16 protein-coding genes are annotated in these 17082 nt (G+C 63.4%); 5 read left to right on the forward strand and 11 right to left on the reverse strand.

Translation table 11 applies throughout. The features are described from left to right. Positions 1 to 119 precede the first annotated feature (119 nt). The gene (locus IIE29_RS10500) at positions 120 to 1622 is read right to left on the reverse strand and encodes a DHA2 family efflux MFS transporter permease subunit (RefSeq protein ID WP_343071870.1); all 1503 of its coding nucleotides are present in this window, start codon (positions 1620 to 1622) and stop codon (positions 120 to 122) included. Positions 1623 to 1738: 116 nt separating this feature from the next. On the opposite strand from IIE29_RS10500, the gene IIE29_RS10505 reads away from it, so the two are divergent. Continuing rightward, positions 1739 to 3040, forward strand: coding sequence for an FAD-dependent oxidoreductase (locus IIE29_RS10505; RefSeq protein WP_343071871.1), 1302 nt, complete (start codon positions 1739 to 1741; stop codon positions 3038 to 3040). 6 nt (positions 3041 to 3046) lie between these two features. Here IIE29_RS10505 and IIE29_RS10510 read toward each other — a convergent pair whose 3' ends face one another. Next, positions 3047 to 3715: a hypothetical protein gene (locus IIE29_RS10510; RefSeq protein ID WP_209325212.1), complete on the reverse strand. Its 669-nt coding sequence runs from the start codon at positions 3713 to 3715 to the stop codon at positions 3047 to 3049. A 101-nt stretch (positions 3716 to 3816) separates the two neighbouring features. Between IIE29_RS10510 and IIE29_RS10515 the strand changes: the two genes are divergently transcribed. After that, positions 3817 to 4533, forward strand: a complete 717-nt coding sequence (locus IIE29_RS10515; RefSeq protein ID WP_209325213.1) for a PIG-L deacetylase family protein — start codon at positions 3817 to 3819, stop codon at positions 4531 to 4533. An 84-nt stretch (positions 4534 to 4617) separates the two neighbouring features. Here IIE29_RS10515 and tpx read toward each other — a convergent pair whose 3' ends face one another. The 6 genes from tpx to IIE29_RS10545 form a co-directional block, all read right to left on the reverse strand. Continuing rightward, on the reverse strand, positions 4618 to 5118 hold the full coding sequence (gene tpx, locus IIE29_RS10520) for a thiol peroxidase (protein WP_209325214.1): 501 nt from the start codon (positions 5116 to 5118) through the stop codon (positions 4618 to 4620). A 78-nt stretch (positions 5119 to 5196) separates the two neighbouring features. Further along, complete coding sequence (locus IIE29_RS10525) at positions 5197 to 6204, reverse strand: DUF368 domain-containing protein (RefSeq protein ID WP_209325215.1); 1008 nt, start codon at positions 6202 to 6204, stop codon at positions 5197 to 5199. 70 nt (positions 6205 to 6274) lie between these two features. Next, positions 6275 to 7093 (reverse strand): thioesterase family protein, encoded by an 819-nt coding sequence (locus IIE29_RS10530; protein WP_209325216.1) that lies wholly within the window; start codon positions 7091 to 7093, stop codon positions 6275 to 6277. A 41-nt stretch (positions 7094 to 7134) separates the two neighbouring features. Further along, positions 7135 to 7350: a hypothetical protein gene (locus IIE29_RS10535; protein ID WP_209325217.1), complete on the reverse strand. Its 216-nt coding sequence runs from the start codon at positions 7348 to 7350 to the stop codon at positions 7135 to 7137. A 168-nt stretch (positions 7351 to 7518) separates the two neighbouring features. Beyond that, positions 7519 to 9708 (reverse strand): LPXTG cell wall anchor domain-containing protein, encoded by a 2190-nt coding sequence (locus tag IIE29_RS10540; RefSeq protein WP_209325218.1) that lies wholly within the window; start codon positions 9706 to 9708, stop codon positions 7519 to 7521. Positions 9709 to 9972: 264 nt separating this feature from the next. After that, positions 9973 to 11913, reverse strand: a complete 1941-nt coding sequence (locus IIE29_RS10545) for an LPXTG cell wall anchor domain-containing protein (protein ID WP_209325219.1) — start codon at positions 11911 to 11913, stop codon at positions 9973 to 9975. Between the two features lie 241 nt (positions 11914 to 12154). On the opposite strand from IIE29_RS10545, the gene IIE29_RS10550 reads away from it, so the two are divergent. The 3 genes from IIE29_RS10550 to IIE29_RS10560 are packed head-to-tail and all read left to right on the forward strand — an operon-like array spanning position 12155 to position 13920. Next, positions 12155 to 12634 (forward strand): META domain-containing protein, encoded by a 480-nt coding sequence (locus IIE29_RS10550; protein ID WP_209325220.1) that lies wholly within the window; start codon positions 12155 to 12157, stop codon positions 12632 to 12634. Beyond that, on the forward strand, positions 12631 to 12951 hold the full coding sequence (locus tag IIE29_RS10555; protein WP_209325221.1) for an META domain-containing protein: 321 nt from the start codon (positions 12631 to 12633) through the stop codon (positions 12949 to 12951). The genes IIE29_RS10550 and IIE29_RS10555 overlap by 4 nt, the downstream gene beginning before the upstream one ends. After that, on the forward strand, positions 12952 to 13920 hold the full coding sequence (locus IIE29_RS10560) for a DUF808 domain-containing protein (RefSeq protein ID WP_209325222.1): 969 nt from the start codon (positions 12952 to 12954) through the stop codon (positions 13918 to 13920). It abuts the gene before it with no gap. A gap of 95 nt (positions 13921 to 14015) precedes the next feature. Here IIE29_RS10560 and IIE29_RS10565 read toward each other — a convergent pair whose 3' ends face one another. The 3 genes from IIE29_RS10565 to IIE29_RS10575 all read right to left on the reverse strand — a co-directional run bounded on the left by IIE29_RS10565 (position 14016) and on the right by IIE29_RS10575 (position 17004). Then, positions 14016 to 14840 (reverse strand): ABC transporter ATP-binding protein, encoded by an 825-nt coding sequence (locus tag IIE29_RS10565; protein WP_209325223.1) that lies wholly within the window; start codon positions 14838 to 14840, stop codon positions 14016 to 14018. Continuing rightward, entirely contained in the window at positions 14837 to 15850 is a 1014-nt protein-coding gene (locus IIE29_RS10570; RefSeq protein WP_216629730.1) for a FecCD family ABC transporter permease, read from the reverse strand. The genes IIE29_RS10565 and IIE29_RS10570 overlap by 4 nt, the downstream gene beginning before the upstream one ends. 86 nt (positions 15851 to 15936) lie before the next feature. Beyond that, positions 15937 to 17004, reverse strand: coding sequence for an iron chelate uptake ABC transporter family permease subunit (locus IIE29_RS10575; RefSeq protein ID WP_209325225.1), 1068 nt, complete (start codon positions 17002 to 17004; stop codon positions 15937 to 15939). Between the last annotated feature and the right edge of the window lie 78 nt (positions 17005 to 17082).

A 17082-nucleotide genomic window follows, 5' to 3' on the forward strand; every position in this document is an offset into this window, starting at 1 on the left:
GCAGGCCGCCGAGCTCGTCAGCCACGTCGAAAACTACAGGCCCGGGTTGGGGACACTAAAGTGAAGCAACTCAGGTGCGAATCCTCGCGGCCCTGACTGTGCCTGAGCACCTTCGCGCCTCAGCCGCGTACTCGCGGCTTCGGCCGTTCGAAGAACAAGACCGCGACGAAACCGATGACGATGAGCCCTGCCGGTACCCACAACGACTGCCCCATGGCGTGAGCGAACCCAGAGGCGACCGCCTCCGGCATCTCTGTCGACGTCCCTCCGGCCACATCTGCAGCGGGACCGGTCCCCGCCTCGGCGCCACCGACAGCGCCGCTCGACGATCCGATGTTCGCGGCCAAACGCGACTCCATCGCTGCGGAGATCGCTGCGCTGCCGAGCACTGCGCCCACCTGTCGCACCGTGTTGTACACACCCGAACCGGCCCCGGCATGGTGCAGGGGCAGATTCCGCGTGGCTGTCGAACTGATCGGTGACCACATGAAGCCATTGGCCACACCCAACAGCAGCACCGGCGGAATGACCGCCCACAGCGAAGTATGCACGTCGAGAATCGACCCCAACCAGAACAGCGCGATCGAGAAGGCACCGAGTCCGATGCCGGCGAGGACACGTGGATCCCCATGATCGACGAGGCGGCCGACGAACGGCGCGAGCACCCCGGAGAGGATCGCCATCGGAGCCAGCAGCAGCGCTGACTGCGTCGGCGAGTAGCCGAGCACGGTCTGCGCCCACAGCATGATCGGGAACGCCATCGACGTCACGCCGAAGCCGACCGTGGTCATCGCGATCGCAGCGAGAGTGAAGTTCCTGTCCTTGAACAGCGACAGAGGCACAAGCACCTCTGATCGGTTGACCTTCTGCCACAGCACGAATCCGATGAGGACCACGACCCCGCCGGCGATGACGAAAGGCACCGTGACCGGACCGATGAGCGGTCCCCAACCGGCACCGTGCGCCTGTTGGATGCCGTAGACCAGCAGGAACATTCCGCCGGCCGAAAGCACCACGCCGAACCAGTCGAACCGGTGCGGGTGTGTCTCGAGGCTGGGTACGAGCCAGATGGCCATCACCAGGGCGATGACGCCGACGGGGATGTTGATGAAGAAGATCCATTCCCAGCCGAAGGCATCGACGAGCACCCCGCCGAGGATAGGTCCGACCAGGGTGGCGACACCCGCGACGGCACCCCACATTCCCATCGCGGCCCCTCGCCGGTCGGGCGGGAAGATCCGAGTGATCACAGCCATGGTCTGCGGCGTCATCGAGGCGGCACCCACCCCTTGGATGACACGGGCGATGATGAGGGCTTCGACGCTGGTGGTCATCCCACACCACAGGGAGCTGAGGGTGAACACGACGAGTCCGACCAGATAGACCCGTTTCGGGCCGAACCTGTCCCCCAGTCGGCCGGTGATGAGCAGAGGCACCACATAGGCGAGGAGATACGCCGAGGTGACCCAGATGGCGGCATTGATATCGGCGTTCAGGGACTCCATGATGTCGGGCATGGCGACGGAGACGATCGTCGAGTCGACGAGGATCATGAAGAAGCCGAGGCACAGCGCCCACAGTGCTCGCCAGGGGTTCGATACGGTATTCGGTTCGGAGGTCACCGGATCATCTTTCTCCTCTTCGCCGGACCGGTCAATCCGAATCGCGGCCATGACCAGCCTCGCTGCTTCCTGGCACCCGAGGCGGCGAAGAGGCACGCCCGCCGACAGCACGGTCGATGGGAACCTGGAACAATGAGGCCATGGTGTGCCGAATCAATGAGCTCCTCATCGACTCCCACTGGTCCGTCGTCATCATCGGCGCCGGCCAGGCGGGACTGTCCGCAGCACACTACCTGTGGCGCGACGGTCTGGTCCCGGGCAGAGACTTCATCGTCCTCGATGCCGGAGCCGGGCCGGGCGGGGCGTGGCGCGAGCGATGGGACTCGCTGACATTGGGGAGGACGAACCATGTGGCGGACCTGCCCGGATTCCCGCTCGGTCGACCGGATCCGAATGTGCCCGCCTCGCAGGTGGTCTCCGACTACTACTCCCGGTTCGAGCGTGAACTCGAACTCTGCGTCGTTCGTCCCGCCGAGGTGGCCGCCGTCACTTCCCAGGAACGCGGAACCGGCAGGCTCGAGATCACCGCCGAGATCGACGATGAGCGAGTGCGGCTGTCGACCGACTTCATCATCAACGCGACCGGCACATGGACGCAGCCCTATGTGCCCTATGTGCCCGGAATCGCGGATTTCGAGGGGCATCAGCTGCACACGGTGAATTTCCGCACGGTGGATGACTTCCGCGGCCTGCGCACGCTCGTCGTCGGCGGAGGCATCTCCGCCACGCAGTTCCTGCTCCAGCTCTCCGAGGTGACCGACACCCTCTGGGCCACACGCCGTCCCCCGAATTTCACGGCCAGAGAGTTCGATGGCCAGTGGGGTCTCGAAGTCGAGAAGGCGGTACGCGACAGAACCCTGTCCGGGCTCGCCCCGGCCAGTGTCGTCCGCACCACGGGCCTGCCGATCCGTCCCGAATTCCGCGACGGCGTCGATTCCGGCGTGCTGGTCTCACGCGGCATGTTCGACCGGGTGCTCCCACATGGCGTCCACTTCCCCGGCCAGGAGGACGGTCGGCAGACGACCACTGCAGACGGACTCGGACCATCCGCCAGTGACCATCTTGCGGTGCCCGAATCCTGGGCCCCGTTCACGAGTGAGCGGACCGAAGAGGTCGACGTGATCTTCTGGAACACCGGCTTCCGAGCCGCGCTCAAACATCTCGCGCCTCTGCATCTGCGCACTCCCGACGGCGGAATCGCCATGGACACCGAGGTGGCCGTCAAAGATGATCCGCGGATCTTCCTCGTCGGCTACGGCTCAGCCAGTTCGACGGTGGGTGCCACCCGAGCCGGCAGGATCGCTGCCAGAGAGCTCCTCAAACGGATGCACGGAGGTCGGAGACCACGACGAACGTCCCGTTCGGAGACCATGCCTGTGGCAGCCGAGGACGCAACCGGAAACGCGGCAGAAGGCTGAGATCACTCAGCGCAGGTCCGGAGTCTCGATCCCGTGCCCGTCGAGTCGGACAGTCGGCAGCATCTGCCTGAACTGCTCCTGAGCCTTCGTGTCCTCGGCCTGAGCGAGCATGTCGACGCTGACTTTGAAAAGGCGCCCCTCGACGGAGGTCCCGACGACGACTCCGTAGATCACGGACTCCTCCTTGTCGACCGCCCGCATGTCGTCGGGTGCGAGCGTGCCGTGGACGGCCCAATACTCTCCCCCGCTCAGGGACCCCGATGCTTCGCCGACCTTCGCCGATCCCGAGGTGCTGAACATTCGCTCGCGAGCTTTCTGCACCAGCTCCTGAGCCGACCCTTCGTCGTCTTCGAAGCAGTTGACCGTGATGAGCGCACCCGAGGCGGAGGCATAGAGTCGATACCCGTCGTATCCGGATTCGTCGACCCATTCCGGGCTCAGCGCAAGACTGACATCGACCGGACATTCGGTGCCGAGGTCGACGGCGGTCTCGGTCATTCCCTCTGGAACCAGCGAATCGGTCCGACTGGACGTGGGAGTCGACTGCCCGTCGCTGATGCCCACTCGCGCCGGTTTCGATGCGGCGTCTTCGGAGCTGCTGACCTTGATCGCCGAACACCCTCCGAGGCACAGGCTCAGGACCACCGTGCCCACCAGGAGCAGTCTGTTCTTCACGCTCGGCCTCCACACTGTCGGACGGTCTCCCTCATCGTACCCACGCCCGTCCTCGGCGACCGTCTCTGGCAGAACTGAGTGCGGACGCATAGCCTGGTGTCATGACTGAACTCCCGCTCTTCGACGATACCGATGTCGATCGTGTGCTCTGCGTAGTCGCCCACCCCGATGATATGGAATACGGCGGCTCTGCGGCAGTGGCCAAATGGACCGATGAAGGCAAGAAGGTCTCCTACCTGCTGCTCACTCGCGGCGAAGCCGGCATCCGGGATATGTCCCCGGAACAGGTCGCCCCGCTGCGCGCGGCCGAACAGCGCCGAGCGTGCACCATCGTCGGTGTCGACGATCTGGAGATCCTCGATTTCCCCGATGGGCTCGTCGAACCCTCCCACGAACTGCGTCGTGCCATTGCGAGGAAGATCCGTGAGTTCCGGCCGGACACGGTGATGGTGACCAACTTCGAACTCAAGGCCAGGTGGGGGCTCAACCATGTCGATCATCGCAACGCCGGCATCGCCACCGCCGATGCGATCCGCGACGCCGACAATCCGTGGATCTTCACCGAACTCAACGACGAAGGGCTTGAGGCGTGGAAGGCCGCTCGCCTGCTGATCAACGGAGCCGAGCCCACTCACGCCGTCGCTCTCACGGCCGAGCATGTCGATCGCGGTGTGCGCTCATTGGAGGCGCATCAGATCTATCTCCAGGCGCTCAGCGATCATCCCGCGCCGAAGGACATGATTCCCTCGATCACCACGTCCGGCGGAGAACTCGCCGGGGTCGACTACGCTCTGCCCGTCGGTGTCATCGACATGTGAGAGCCGGGTGGGACGCATCCAAGCATCCCACCCGGCTCTGTGATCACTGAGTCTGCGGGTCGACGTTTCGACCAGCGGCTGCGGTCAGGCTCCCAGAGCCTCGATCGCCGCGTCGTAGTCGGGTTCGGTGGTGATCTCGTCGACGAGCTGGGTGTAGGTCACTGTGCCCTTCTCGTCGAGGACGACGACAGATCGCGCCAGCAGGCCTGCCAATGGGCCGTCGACCATGGTCATGCCGTAATCCTTGCCGAACGAACTGCGGAATCCGGAGGCGACGACGACGTTCTCGATGCCCTCGGCTCCGCAGAAGCGTGCCTGGGCGAATGGGAGGTCATTGGAGATGCAGAGAACGGCGGTGTTCTCCAGTCCGGCCGCCAGTTCGTTGAACTTCCGCACCGAGGCGGCGCAGACTCCCGTGTCGAGGCTGGGGAAGATATTGAGCACTACGCGTTTGCCCGAGTTGTCCTGCGAGTTCACTTCGCCGAGGTCTCCACCGACGAGGCTGAAGGCTGGCGCCTGCTCGCCCTTGGTCGGCAGTTCACCGACGGTCTTGACGGGAGATCCCTGAAATGCTGTGTTGGCCATACTTGATTCTCTCCTTCTTCAGAGGTTACTGCTGTCTCTCTCACTCTACGTGAGAGTCGAGAGAGCAGATCTTGATGTTCACGGCTGCTGTCCGGGCTGCTTGGCCGGTTCCTTCTCCGAGTGCGTGAAGATGGTCTCGATGATGATGAGCGCGATGACGACCACTGCGCCGAGAACGGCGAGAAGAATCGGGCCGAGCACAGGGTCGACGGGTGCGAGCAGGCCGCCTGCCCCGTGGGCTTGACCATCTGCACCGACTTCGGCGGCAGTCTGCCAGGGCCACAGAGCCCGCAGCGATCCGAACATCAGTCCGGCCATGACGATGAGCGTCCACCACCGATGGTTGTGGAGGAAGAACTTCAGGATGTTCACGAAGACCGCCAGGCCGAGGACCGCTCCGAGCATGAAGATTCCGAGGTATCCGAAATCGCGTGAGTCGACAGCGCGCAGGGTGGTCGAATACATCCCGACAGCGAGCAGGAAGAACGACCCGGAGACGCCGGGGACCACGAGTGCGCAGATCGCGATCGAGGCGACGAAGAACACGGCGATGAGCGGTGGGTTCTCCACATCGGCTCCCCCAGCCAAACTCGTCATCCAGAAGGCGAGAGCAGCCGCGGCCAGGAATGCGAGGACCCCGAGGAGCATGGGCTGGCGCGAGGTGCGTGACGGGAGCATCCGCAGAGGCACTGCGATGCTGGCTGCAACGAGGCCGAAGAACAGTCCCCGCGCCAATTCGGGCTCGGCGGTGACGAAGGACTCCATCACACCGGCGACGGTGAACACGGCGGTCGCCATGCCGAGGAGTACAGGAACGACGAGGAACCAATCGGTGCGCCGCAGCTCCGCCACAGCACCGGAGACACGATGAGGTCCGGTGACGAGCGTTTTGGCCGCCGACACGACGTGAGCGGCGGAGTCGATGAGCTGGTCGTAGACGCCGGTGACGAGCGCGATTGTGCCGCCCGAGACGCCGGGAACGAGCTCGGCGCTGCCGATGAGGAAGCCGCGGATGAGATCGAGCGGGATGAGCCCTTTGGGGCGCGCCGGCGCAGTCACTGTGTCCGACATCGAGGAGTTCGTCATGCTCCCCACCCTATGGGATGTGCGCCCGCCGGCTGCACGACGGTCGCAACCGGACGTCGGCTGCTTCTCCTCAGCCGCGCGGCTGTCGTGCCAACTGCCGCGACTGCGCGACCAGTCGACCCGTCGAATCCCAGAGGTCGCAGTCCTCTTCGAACATGCCCCCAGCGATGTTTCGGGTGGAGATGCGTGCGCTGATCCACCCGGGGGCCGGCAGGGCACGGACATGCGCGGTCAGCTCCATGGTCGGCGCCCAGTTGAATCTGTCGAGATCGAACATCACCGGCGGGAAGGAATCGAGGAAGGTCAGCAGCGACAGCGGATCCGGGTCCGCCCCATCGATCAAGCGGATCCACCCCTGCAGCAGCCCGCGGCCGCTGGGCTTGCCCACCGCGAAACCAGCGGTCGCCGGGTCCAAACGCATATCGAAACAGTCGATGATCGGAGCGGCCTTGTGGAAGTCGTCGCTGGCCTCGGCGACGCTGATGCACTCATCCGGAGGGGGAAGCTGCGGCGGGGTGGCGGTGGTGGCAACATCGTCGGGAAGCGCGCCGAGGTTGCCCATCGTGGCCATCGCTGAGATAGTCGGCGCTCCGTTCTGCGACAGTTCGATCCCGTAGCTCGCCGTTGATCTGCCCTCCCGCAGTGTCCGCGTCGAGATGTCGACAGGTCCTTCCGTACTCGGTCCGAGGTAGAAAGTGGAGATCACCAACGGATCCGGTGTACTCGGATTGAGGTCACGCAACGCCCGACCGGCGACTCCGAGGAGGTATCCACCGTTGACGGCGCCTCCCACTTTCCACCCGGCATCGAGCTCGGCGGTGAAGGTGTGGTCGCCCTGTCGCTCGACGGCGGTGGCACGGACGAATTCGCTGGAGGGCGTTTGACTCATGTCACAACACTATCAATAGCTGAACGAACGTCCAGCCAGATTCAGTCGCCGCGAATCTGTCGTTCGTTTCCGTGGCGGTAGTTGCCCGTCACGCGGGCCAGCAGCTGTTGGTCGCTGTCGGCGTCGCGGCCGAGCCTGGGGATGAGCGCCGCAGCCTTCTTTCCGCCCAGCTCCATCACGGTGCGGCCGCCTCGGCGAATGAGCAGAACTCCTGACTTGGTGACCTGATAGTCGAACGGATCGTCTTCAAGGCTCATCCGAGGCTCCTTCCTGACCGCGCCTGCGGGCACCACCCACTGCCTGTTGATCTTCGGTATGAGCGAACGTAGCGGCCCAGACTGGGCGTGAGTTGAGAAAGTGCCCCTGGCCGAGCGACCAGGGGCACTTTCATTCAAACGGTCAGCCTGAGACCGTGGTGTTCAACCTCAGTTGTTCTTTTTGCGACGCATGGTCAGCACGACTGCGGCTCCACCTACGACGAGGAGTCCGGCTCCGGCGGCCAGGCCGGTGAGCTCGGCACCGGTGCGGGGCAGATCGGATCCGCCGTCACCGTTTCCATCATCGTTGTTGCCGTCGTCATCGCCGCCGGTTCCGCCGCCGTTGCCGTCTTCATCGGCAACGACCTCAAAGGAGCCTGTCAGAGCATCTTCGTCTTCGGCGTCGTTGGCACCGGTGACCTGGAGATCGTACTTACCGAGGTAAGCCGAGGGGTCGGAGGCGTTGGTGCCGTAGATGGAGAATCCGACGACTCCGTCTTCGTTCGCGACCTCGTCAAGGGTGATGCCTTCGACGTTCTCCGGACCGGCAACGACCTCGAGCGTGACCTCTTCGCCCTCGTCGAAGCCTTCAGCGGTGATCTGCACGCCCTTGTCCTGCTGGACGAAGTCGGAGGCAGCAACTTCTTTCGGCTCGATGCTCAGCTTGCGCTCGGCCGGGGCCTCTTCAGCTTCAACGGTCACCACGAACTCGGTGGCTGCCGAGTCCTGACCGTTGGCATGAACGACTGCGGTGTAGTTGTAGTCACCGGCTTCGGCAGGAGCCTCTGCGGTGAACTTACCATTGGCGTCAGTCTTGACGGTCGTGCTTCCCTGTGCAGGCGCGGCCTGAGCAGAGGCCTGTGACGATCCTGCATTGGCGCCGGCGGGCTTCCAAGTCAGCTTCACTTCGGCGTTCGGAACGGCCTGTCCGGTGATCTGTCCGCCTTCGACGACTGTCTGGTCTCCAACCTTGGGAGCTTCCGGCTTTTCGTTGCCGTCGGCGTCCGAGTCGGCCTTGTCGTCCTTTCCATCTGCCCCGGAGGAAGCGTCTGCGTCCTTGCCGTCGGCATCGTCGGCTCCGTCGGAGTCCTTGCCGTCGGCATCGGCGTCGGCATCAGAACCCTTGGCATCAGCATCCGCATTCGCCTCATCACCGTCCGCGGCTGAGGAAGAATCCGCATCCTCACCGTCAGCACCGGAATCAGCTTCAGCATCGTTAGCGGCGGCGTCCGCGTCAGCGTCGTTTTCAGCATCGTCGCCGCCGTCATCCGGCTTGGTCAGCTGGAAGTCCACACCTGACTTTTCGAGCGAATTCTTAAGGTCCGCAACCCATCCCATGCTTCCGTCAGGGTTCCCGCCCGAAATAACGCCGACGGCAGTTTCACCCTGGTAAACGGCACCGCCGGAATCTCCCTGCTGACTAAACACGCCGTCATTAGCATCGACTTGGAAGCCATGAACCACCCGATCGCTGACAGCTGCATACGGCATATCGTCGTCAACTCCAGTCGCGACAGTGCCTGAAGTTTTACCGGTTGTCCGGCCCGACTTAGACACGGTTGCACCCACTGTAGGGTCACCGATTGATTTCACTGGAGTAGTGCTCAGTGACAGGTCGTCCTCATCCGCAGTCGTCCAGTCAGTGACTTCAGCATGGTTGGTGAAATCGCCAGAGACCTTGAATGATGCAAAATCGATCGCCAGCTTCTCTTCGTCTTCATTTGCGGGTGCTTCTACGCCGGGAAGACCGTACTGGTAGAAGTCCCACTCTCCTGGGGACCCGACTTCGGCGGGCGCAGTCTGCTCGCCGCCAGCCGCTTTGGCGGCGGAGGGCAACTCCATGTCGAGAATTGGATTTGTTCCTGCAGGGTTACCGGCCCCATCAGTGTGTTCCGCGCAATGTCCTGCCGTAAGGACAACCTGGTTTCCCTTGCTGTCCCAGCCGGCGAACCCAGTTGAACAGATTCCGACCTTTCCAGCCTCGGGCGATTCCATGAGGTACCCAGCTCCGCCGACCAGATCCTTCGCTGCCTGAGCCTCGAACGACGCGTACTGAGAACCAACCTTCACATCGACGTTGTCGTACTTCTTCTCAAGCTCTTGGACCTCAGCTGTCTTTTCAGTGACGCCAAGCTTCAGGTGTCCTCCGCTGAATCCGAACCGGCCGATCTCTTCGGGGATTTCTCCGCTGTCCTCCGTCAGATGCTCGGCGACAGCATTCTGCAAGTCGCTTTCGCTCTGAATTTCCAGCGCTTCTGGCTCATCCGCCATTGCGGGACCGGCAACGAAGGCGCCGCCGAGACCCAGTGCCGCAGCCGCTGTCATAGCCAGCGAACTCTGCACGAGTTTCTTCTGCATAAGTAGCCGTCTCTCTTTTTGAGGGAACAATGTCACAATTCGATGACCTAAGTCACGGTAAGGTTACGGGCTCCACTCATCGACTACCAAGAAAGTAGTACCGAAACTGTGAACTAAATGTACGAAACTGCAGGCGACGTAGAAGGAGATGGCTTCCTGGCCCTTGCTCCCCGGCGACCTTGAATAGCCGATGCCCCCGGTCAGACGACCAGGGGCATCGGTATCGAGCAGTGGCGGACCGTCAGGCGGTCAGCCGCGCTGGATTCAGTTCTTCTTCTGGCGGCGCATCGTCAGAACGACTGCGGTTCCACCTACGACGAGGAGGCCCGCTCCGGCGGCGAGGCCGGTCAGCTCGGCACCGGTGCGAGGCAGATCGGATCCGCCGTCACCATTGCCATTATCGCTGTTACCGTCGTCGTTGTTTCCACCATCGTTGTTGCCGTCGTCACCGCCGCCGGTGCCGCCGCCGTTGCCGTCTTCATCGGCAACGACCTCGAAGGAGCCCGTCAGAGCGTCTTCGTCTTCGGCGTCGTTGGCGCCGGTGACCTGGACATCATATTTGCCGAGGTAGGCCGAGGGATCGGATTTACTCGTGCCGTAAATGGCGAATGCAGCAGCGCCGTTCTCGTTCGCGGTTTCCTTGAGGGTGATGCCCTTGACGTTCTCAGGACCTGAAGCGACCTTGAGGGTCGCCTTCTCGCCTTCATCGAAGCCTTTGACCGTGATAGTCACGCCCTCGTCTTCCTTCACGAACTCAGAGGCAGCGATCTCCTTGGGGTCGACGCTGATCTCGCGTTCAGCGGGAGCAGGAGTTTCAGTCTCTTCCTCCTCGACGGTCAGGTCGAACTCGGTCTTCTTGGACTGCTGTCCCTCAGCAGATGCCGTCGCGACGCCCTTGTAGTCGCCGGCTTCTTCAGGACCTTCGACGGAGAATTTGCCGTTCTCATCGGCCTTGACCGTCTCGGAGTCTCCCTCCGCCGCCTCGGTGCCGGACTCGCTTCCTTCAGCGGCCTTCCACGACACCTTGACCTCGGCGCCGGCTTCGGCCTTGCCGGTGATCTTCTCCTCGGGCTCGATGGTCTGGTCTTCGACCTTCGGAGCATCGGGTGCTTCAGGAGTCTCTTCGCCCGGCTTCTCCAGGTTGAAGTCCGTACCGGACTGCTCGAGCGAGTGGTCGAGGTCAGCGACCCAAGTGAATGAGGTGTCGGCATCGAGGTTTCCGCCACCGGAGATGACACCGACGGCGGTCTCACCCTGGTAGACGCCGCCGCCCGAGTCGCCGGGCTGCGAGAAGGGCTTGTCAGCCGGTGCGGTCACGCCGAATCCGTGGACCCAGCGGCCGCCGACGTTCTGGTAGTCGAAATTGTATTCCGACCGAGGGAGGACTTCACCTTCGGTCTGGCCGGTGGTCCGGCCCGACTTCTTGATCGAGCCGTCCTTGTGCGATCCTACCTTCGTGATGTCGGTCGTCGACTTGGCCAGCTCGTCCGAGTCGGCGGTCTTCCAGTCGGTGATACCGCTCTTGACGTTGTACTTCGACTCATCGACGTCGATGACGGCGAAGTCGATGTCGGACTCGCTGGGCTCTGGCCACTTGTTCTGGTCGGAGCCTTCGAGGAGGTCGCCGCCGAAGCTGTGGAAGCCCCACTTGCCGATGACGCCGCTGCCGGAGGCCTGGAAGCCCTCTCCCCCGTTGGCCTCGGAGGTCGACGGCTTCTCGGTCTGATCGACAGTGGTGTCGCCGTCGAACTCGTTCGTCTCTTCGTTGATGATCTTCGAGCAGTGTCCGGCTGTCAGCACAACGGGCTTGCCATCTCCGTCCCAGCCCGTGAAACCTGTCGAGCAGGCGCCACCGGCCTCGCCGGCCTTGACGAGGTATCCGGAACCGCCGACGAGGTCGTTCTTCGCGTAGGGCTTGAGTTCCTTGACGCCCTCGGTGACCTTGATGTTGTTGTACTTCTTCTCGAGATCCTTGACCTCGTCGGTCTTCTCGGCGACGCCGATGTTGAGCTTGCCGCCGTCGGCACCGTAGGCGTTGACGCCTTCGATTCCGGACAGTGCCTTCTGGACCTGAGCTTCACTCTGAAGATCCAGCTTCTGCGGGGCGCTGTCGGCCATCGCGGGAGAGGCGACGAATGCGCTTCCCAGGCCCAGCGCCGCAACGGCGCTCAGTGCCAGTGAACTCTGAACGAGTTTCTTCTGCATACTGTTGATTTCCTTGATCGTTGTCGGTGCTTCGATTGTCCGGCTCCTCAACACGGCTCACCGATCGGTGGGGCGCATCTTCGGTGTCAGATTTTCAACCGTGTGAAAGATTACGGTTTGGTCACGACGCATGGCAAGGACAATGTGAGTTGTAGGTGAACACAACTTACAGAAGTCACTTCTTCGCCCGAGTTCGACGTTCGTACAGGTCCCGTCGAACCGCGGCCGTTATGATCAGGGCATGTCGAACCACACACCGCTTCGAACGACGGCCGTTTCGCGCAATCTGAGCAGGTTTGCGCTCGGGGTGGCCGCTCTGGCGCTCACGCTTCCGCTCGCCGCATGTGACACTGGGGTCGATCCCCGGAATCCGAGCTCCTCGGCTCCGAGCGAGTCGACCGGGGCCGCGTCTCCGAGCAAGGACGCGTCGACGATCGACCCCGTCGGCAAGTGGACCTCTCCTGAGAAGGGAGATCCCTTCCTCGAGTTCTCCGACGACGGTTCCCTCAAAGGCTCGGACGGCTGCAATGCGATCGCGACCACGTGGAAGGTCGAGGGAGACGAGATCATCATCGAATCGTTCATGACCACTCAGAAAGCCTGCGCAGGCGTCGACCCCTGGTTGAGCAAGGCATCCACGGCCACGATCGAGGGCAATGTCATGAAGGTCGAAGACAGCAACGGCAAGGTCATCGGCGGATTGGAGAAGGAAGACAAATGACACATGAGGTAGTCGGCCGCTGGGCGGCCGAGAAGAACGACAGAGCCTTCCTCGCATTCCTCGAGGACGGCACGGTGCGCGGCAGCGACGGGGCCAATGCCATCGCCACCTCGTGGTCGGAGGAAGCCGAAGGCCTGATGATCGCACCGTCCATGACAACGCTCATGGCCGCGCCGGGAATGCTCACCTGGGTGCCCAAGGCCCGTCGGGTCGAACCCGATGGGAATCGGCTCAACCTCTTCGACACGGCCGACAACCACCTCGGTGTTCTGCTCCGGCAGCCGCCCGGCTCAGCCGATACCAACGAAGGCCGATAGATGGCCGGGGGTCTGATCGCACTCCTCGACGATGTCGCCGCTCTCGTCAAACTCTCCGCTGCCAGCCTCGATGATGTCGCTGCCGGGGCATCGCGTGCCGGCGCGAAGGCCGCCGGCGTCGTCGTCGACGATGCAGCGGTGACTCCGAAGTTCGTCGAAGGGGTCAGCCCGAAACGCGAACTGCCGATCATTGAGCGCATCGCCCTGGGCTCGTTGGTCAACAAGATCGTCATCATTCTGCCGATCATCCTGCTGCTCAGTCAGTTCCTGCCCTGGCTCCTCACTCCGCTGCTCATGATCGGCGGCACCTATCTGTGTTTCGAGGGCGCCGAGAAGATCTTCGAGAAGTTCGGTTGGATCGCCCACCATGAGAAGAGCCGTGAGGCCCACAGCGACGAAACGGAAGAGAACGCCTCCGACGGCGCCGCAGCAGAGAAGAAGATCGTCCGCTCGGCCATCACGACCGATTTCGTCCTCAGCTGCGAGATCATGGTCATCGCGCTCAACGAGGTGGCCGAGGAGTCTTTGACGAGCCGAGCGTTCATTCTGGTCCTTGTCGCCCTGGCGATCACAATCGGCGTCTACGGCGTCGTCGCACTCATCGTCAAAATGGATGATATCGGTCTGCACCTGGCGACGAAGGACGCTCAAGGTCCGCAGAAGTTCGGTCGCTTCCTCGTCGGCGCCATGCCGAAGCTGCTCGCCCTGCTCTCCGTCGTCGGCACCTTCGCCATGCTCTGGGTCGGCGGGCACATCATCCTCGTCGGCACCGATGAACTCGGTTTCCACGTCCTCTACGGCTTCGTCCACCATCTCGAAACGCCCGTCGCAGCGATTCCCGCTGTCGGTGGCTTTCTCGGTTGGCTGGTGAACACCGCTTTCTCCCTCGTCCTCGGTGCGATCTGGGGCGCCGTCGCCGTGAGTGCTGTGCTGGGGATCACCGGGCTGGTCAGAGCCGCACAAAAGTGAGTTCTTACCTCGCGAACTGGTCCTGAGCACCGGGCGCGATCTGCTTCGTCACTTCCCCGTGATCGGCGCAGCTGAAGATGCAGTCCGCATCCGGCTCACCTGTCGGCGAAGGTCTTCTTCGGCATACCCGCCACAATCATCGGCGCTCCGGTCACGGGGTCGTCGATGACGGTGCAGCTGATGCCGAAGACCTCGTCGACGAGTTCGGCGGTGATGATCTCCTCGGGTCTGCCCTGGGCGACGATCTCGCCGTCCTTCATCGCGATGATCTCATCCGCATAGCGACAGGCCTGGTTCAGGTCGTGGAGCACCGCGACGAGTGTGTGGCCGTACTCGTGGTTGAGCTGGCAGAACAGGTCGAGCAGCTCGATCTGGAAGGCGACGTCGAGGAAGGTCGTCGGCTCGTCGAGCAGCAGCAGCGAGGTCTCCTGGGCCAGAACCATGGCCACCCAGACCCGCTGGCGCTGACCGCCGGATAGCTCGTCGACCTGTCGCGACGACAGCTCTTCGGTGTTCGTCGCTCGCAGTGCCGAGAGCACGGCTGCTTCGTCGGCATCGGTCCACTGACGGAGAAACGACTGGTGCGGGTGGCGGCCGCGGGCCACGAGTTCAGCGACCGTGATGCCTTCCGGAGCGATGGATGTCTGTGGGAGGAGCCCCAGACGCTGGGCGATCTTCTTCGTCTTCATCTTCGCGATGTTGTTCCCGTCGAGCAGCACTGCACCGTCAGCGGGAGGGAGCAGCCTGGCGAGGGCCCGCAGCAGAGTGGACTTCCCGCACGCATTGGGACCGACGATGACTGTGAACTTCCCGTCGGGGATGGCCACATCGAGGTCGCTCACGATCTCGCGGTGGTCATAGGCCAGATCGAGATGCTGGGCGACCAGGGGCGAGTGTGTGTCCGCGTTGAGAGTGCTCATGATGCCTTCCGAGCTTCTTGGATGAGGAGCCAGATGAGATAGATTCCGCCGATGCTCACGGTGATGATGCCGACGGGCAGTTGGATGTCGCCGAAGGCATGCTGAGCGATGAGGTCGGCGGCCACGAGGAGCAGAGCACCGACAGCGGCAGAGGCGAGCAGGCTGGTTCCCTGCGCTTTGGCGATCCGCCGTCCGATCTGCGGGGCGGCCAATGCCACGAACGCGATCGGTCCGGCAGCCGCCGTGACCACTGCCACGAGCGCCACCGCGACGACGATGAGGGCTGCGCGCACAGGCTCGTTGCGCACCCCCAAGGCTTTGGAAGCGTCGTCGCCGAGCTCCAGGGTCCCGAGGTCACGCGCGAAGAGTCCGCAGGCCAGTCCCAGGACGACGGTGGCGACAGCGGCGGGAGCGATAGTCGACCACCCCATCCCGTTCAGTGTTCCCGCACCCCAGGTGGCCGCGGCCATGGCCAGTTCGAGGTCGGCCCGCAGGATCAGCCACGTGTTGAAGGCGTTGAGCATCGCTGTCAGAGCGATGCCGACGATGATGAGGCGGAAGCCTTGGACTCCGCCCTTCCAGGTGAGCATGTAGACGATCACGGCGGTGAGCAGTCCACCGATGATCGCTCCGGCGGCGGTCGAGACGAAGCTCGTGCCGAAGACGATGATGGTGACGATTCCACCGGTGTAGGCCCCGGTGGAGAAACCGATGATGTCCGGGGAGCCGAGTGGATTGCGAGTCAGCGACTGGAAGACGGCTCCGGAGACTCCGAGCCCGGCGCCGAGGACGATGCCGGCGAGCACACGCGGGGCGCGCCACTCACCGACCACGGTGTTGACGATGCGCTTGTCCGCCATCCCGAACAGGCCTTGGAAGACTTCTCCGATGGAGAGGGAGAACTTCCCGAGCATGAGACCGGCGAATCCGCAGGCCAGAGCGAGAAGCGCCACGATGCCGGCGGTGATGAGGACGCGCATGTCGAGTCGAACGCCGAAGACACGCAGCATCGGCCGACCGAAGTCGACCCTCTCCCCCGGCAGGGTTCTCGGATGAGGACTCAGTGTGCGTTCCTGCACCGCAAGATGGCTGGTTTTCACAGACCGCTCGCCTTCTTCCGACGGACCAGGGCGATGAGCACCGGTGCACCGACGAATGCGGTGACGACTCCGACCTGGAGTTCGCCGGGTTTCATCACCACTCTTCCGATCACATCGGAGGCCAGGAGCAGGATGGGAGAGAGCACGAGAGAGTATCCGAGGATCCACCTCTGATCGGTGCCGACGATCCACCGAGCGATGTGCGGGATCATCAGTCCGATGAAGCCGATCGGGCCGGCGGCTGCCGTGGCCGCTCCGGCCAGCAGGGTCACGGCGAGGATGGAGAACACTCGAGTGCGGTTGACCGAGGTTCCCAGGCTGGCGGCCAGATCGTCCCCGAGCGCCACCGCGTTGAGCGAATGGGACAAAGCCAGGGCGAGTACGATGCCGATGATCATGAACGGCAGGATCGCGGTGATCGTGTCGAAGTCGCGGCCGGCGATCGCACCTACGTCCCACGACCGGAACGCGTCGAATGCGCGTTCATTCGTGAGCAGGATCCCCTTGGTGAGCCCGGTGAGCACTGCGGCCACGGCGACTCCGGCCAATGTGAGGCGGATCGGGTCGACCGTGCGGCTGCGTCCCGAGGATCCGATGATGTAGACCCCGATCGTGGCGATCAGCGCGCCGAGGAAGGCGAACCAGATATAGCCGGTGATCGAGGTGATTCCGAAGAACGCGACTCCGATGGTGACAGCGAAGGAGGCTCCGGCGTTGACGCCGAGGATGCCGGGGTCCGCCAAGGGGTTGCGCGTCAGGGCTTGGATGAGGCCTCCGGCCAGGCCCAGCCCCATGCCGACGAGGACGCCGAGCACGGTCCTCGGCAGGCGGAGTTCGAGGACGACGAGCTGGTCATCGCTGCCGTTGGGTGAGAAGAACGCGCCGAGGACTTCGGACACGGGCATGTCGCGGGCACCGATGGCCAGTGAGGCCAGCACCACGACGATGAGCACGATGCAGGCGGTCACCAGCCCCACCACACGCTTGAACCACAGTTTCCGACCAGCGGGCTGACCGCTGTCAGTGTGCGGTTTCGCCGCAGAAGCGGTGGCGGAACCGGTCATCTGATGGTCCTTCTCGAGTGCGGCGACTAAGGGCAGGCTAACCACACTGTAACTCACGCGGCCATCTCAGCCAAGCGA

The organism is Brevibacterium renqingii (genome assembly GCF_017808095.1).
GTDB classification, from domain to species: domain Bacteria; phylum Actinomycetota; class Actinomycetes; order Actinomycetales; family Brevibacteriaceae; genus Brevibacterium; species Brevibacterium renqingii.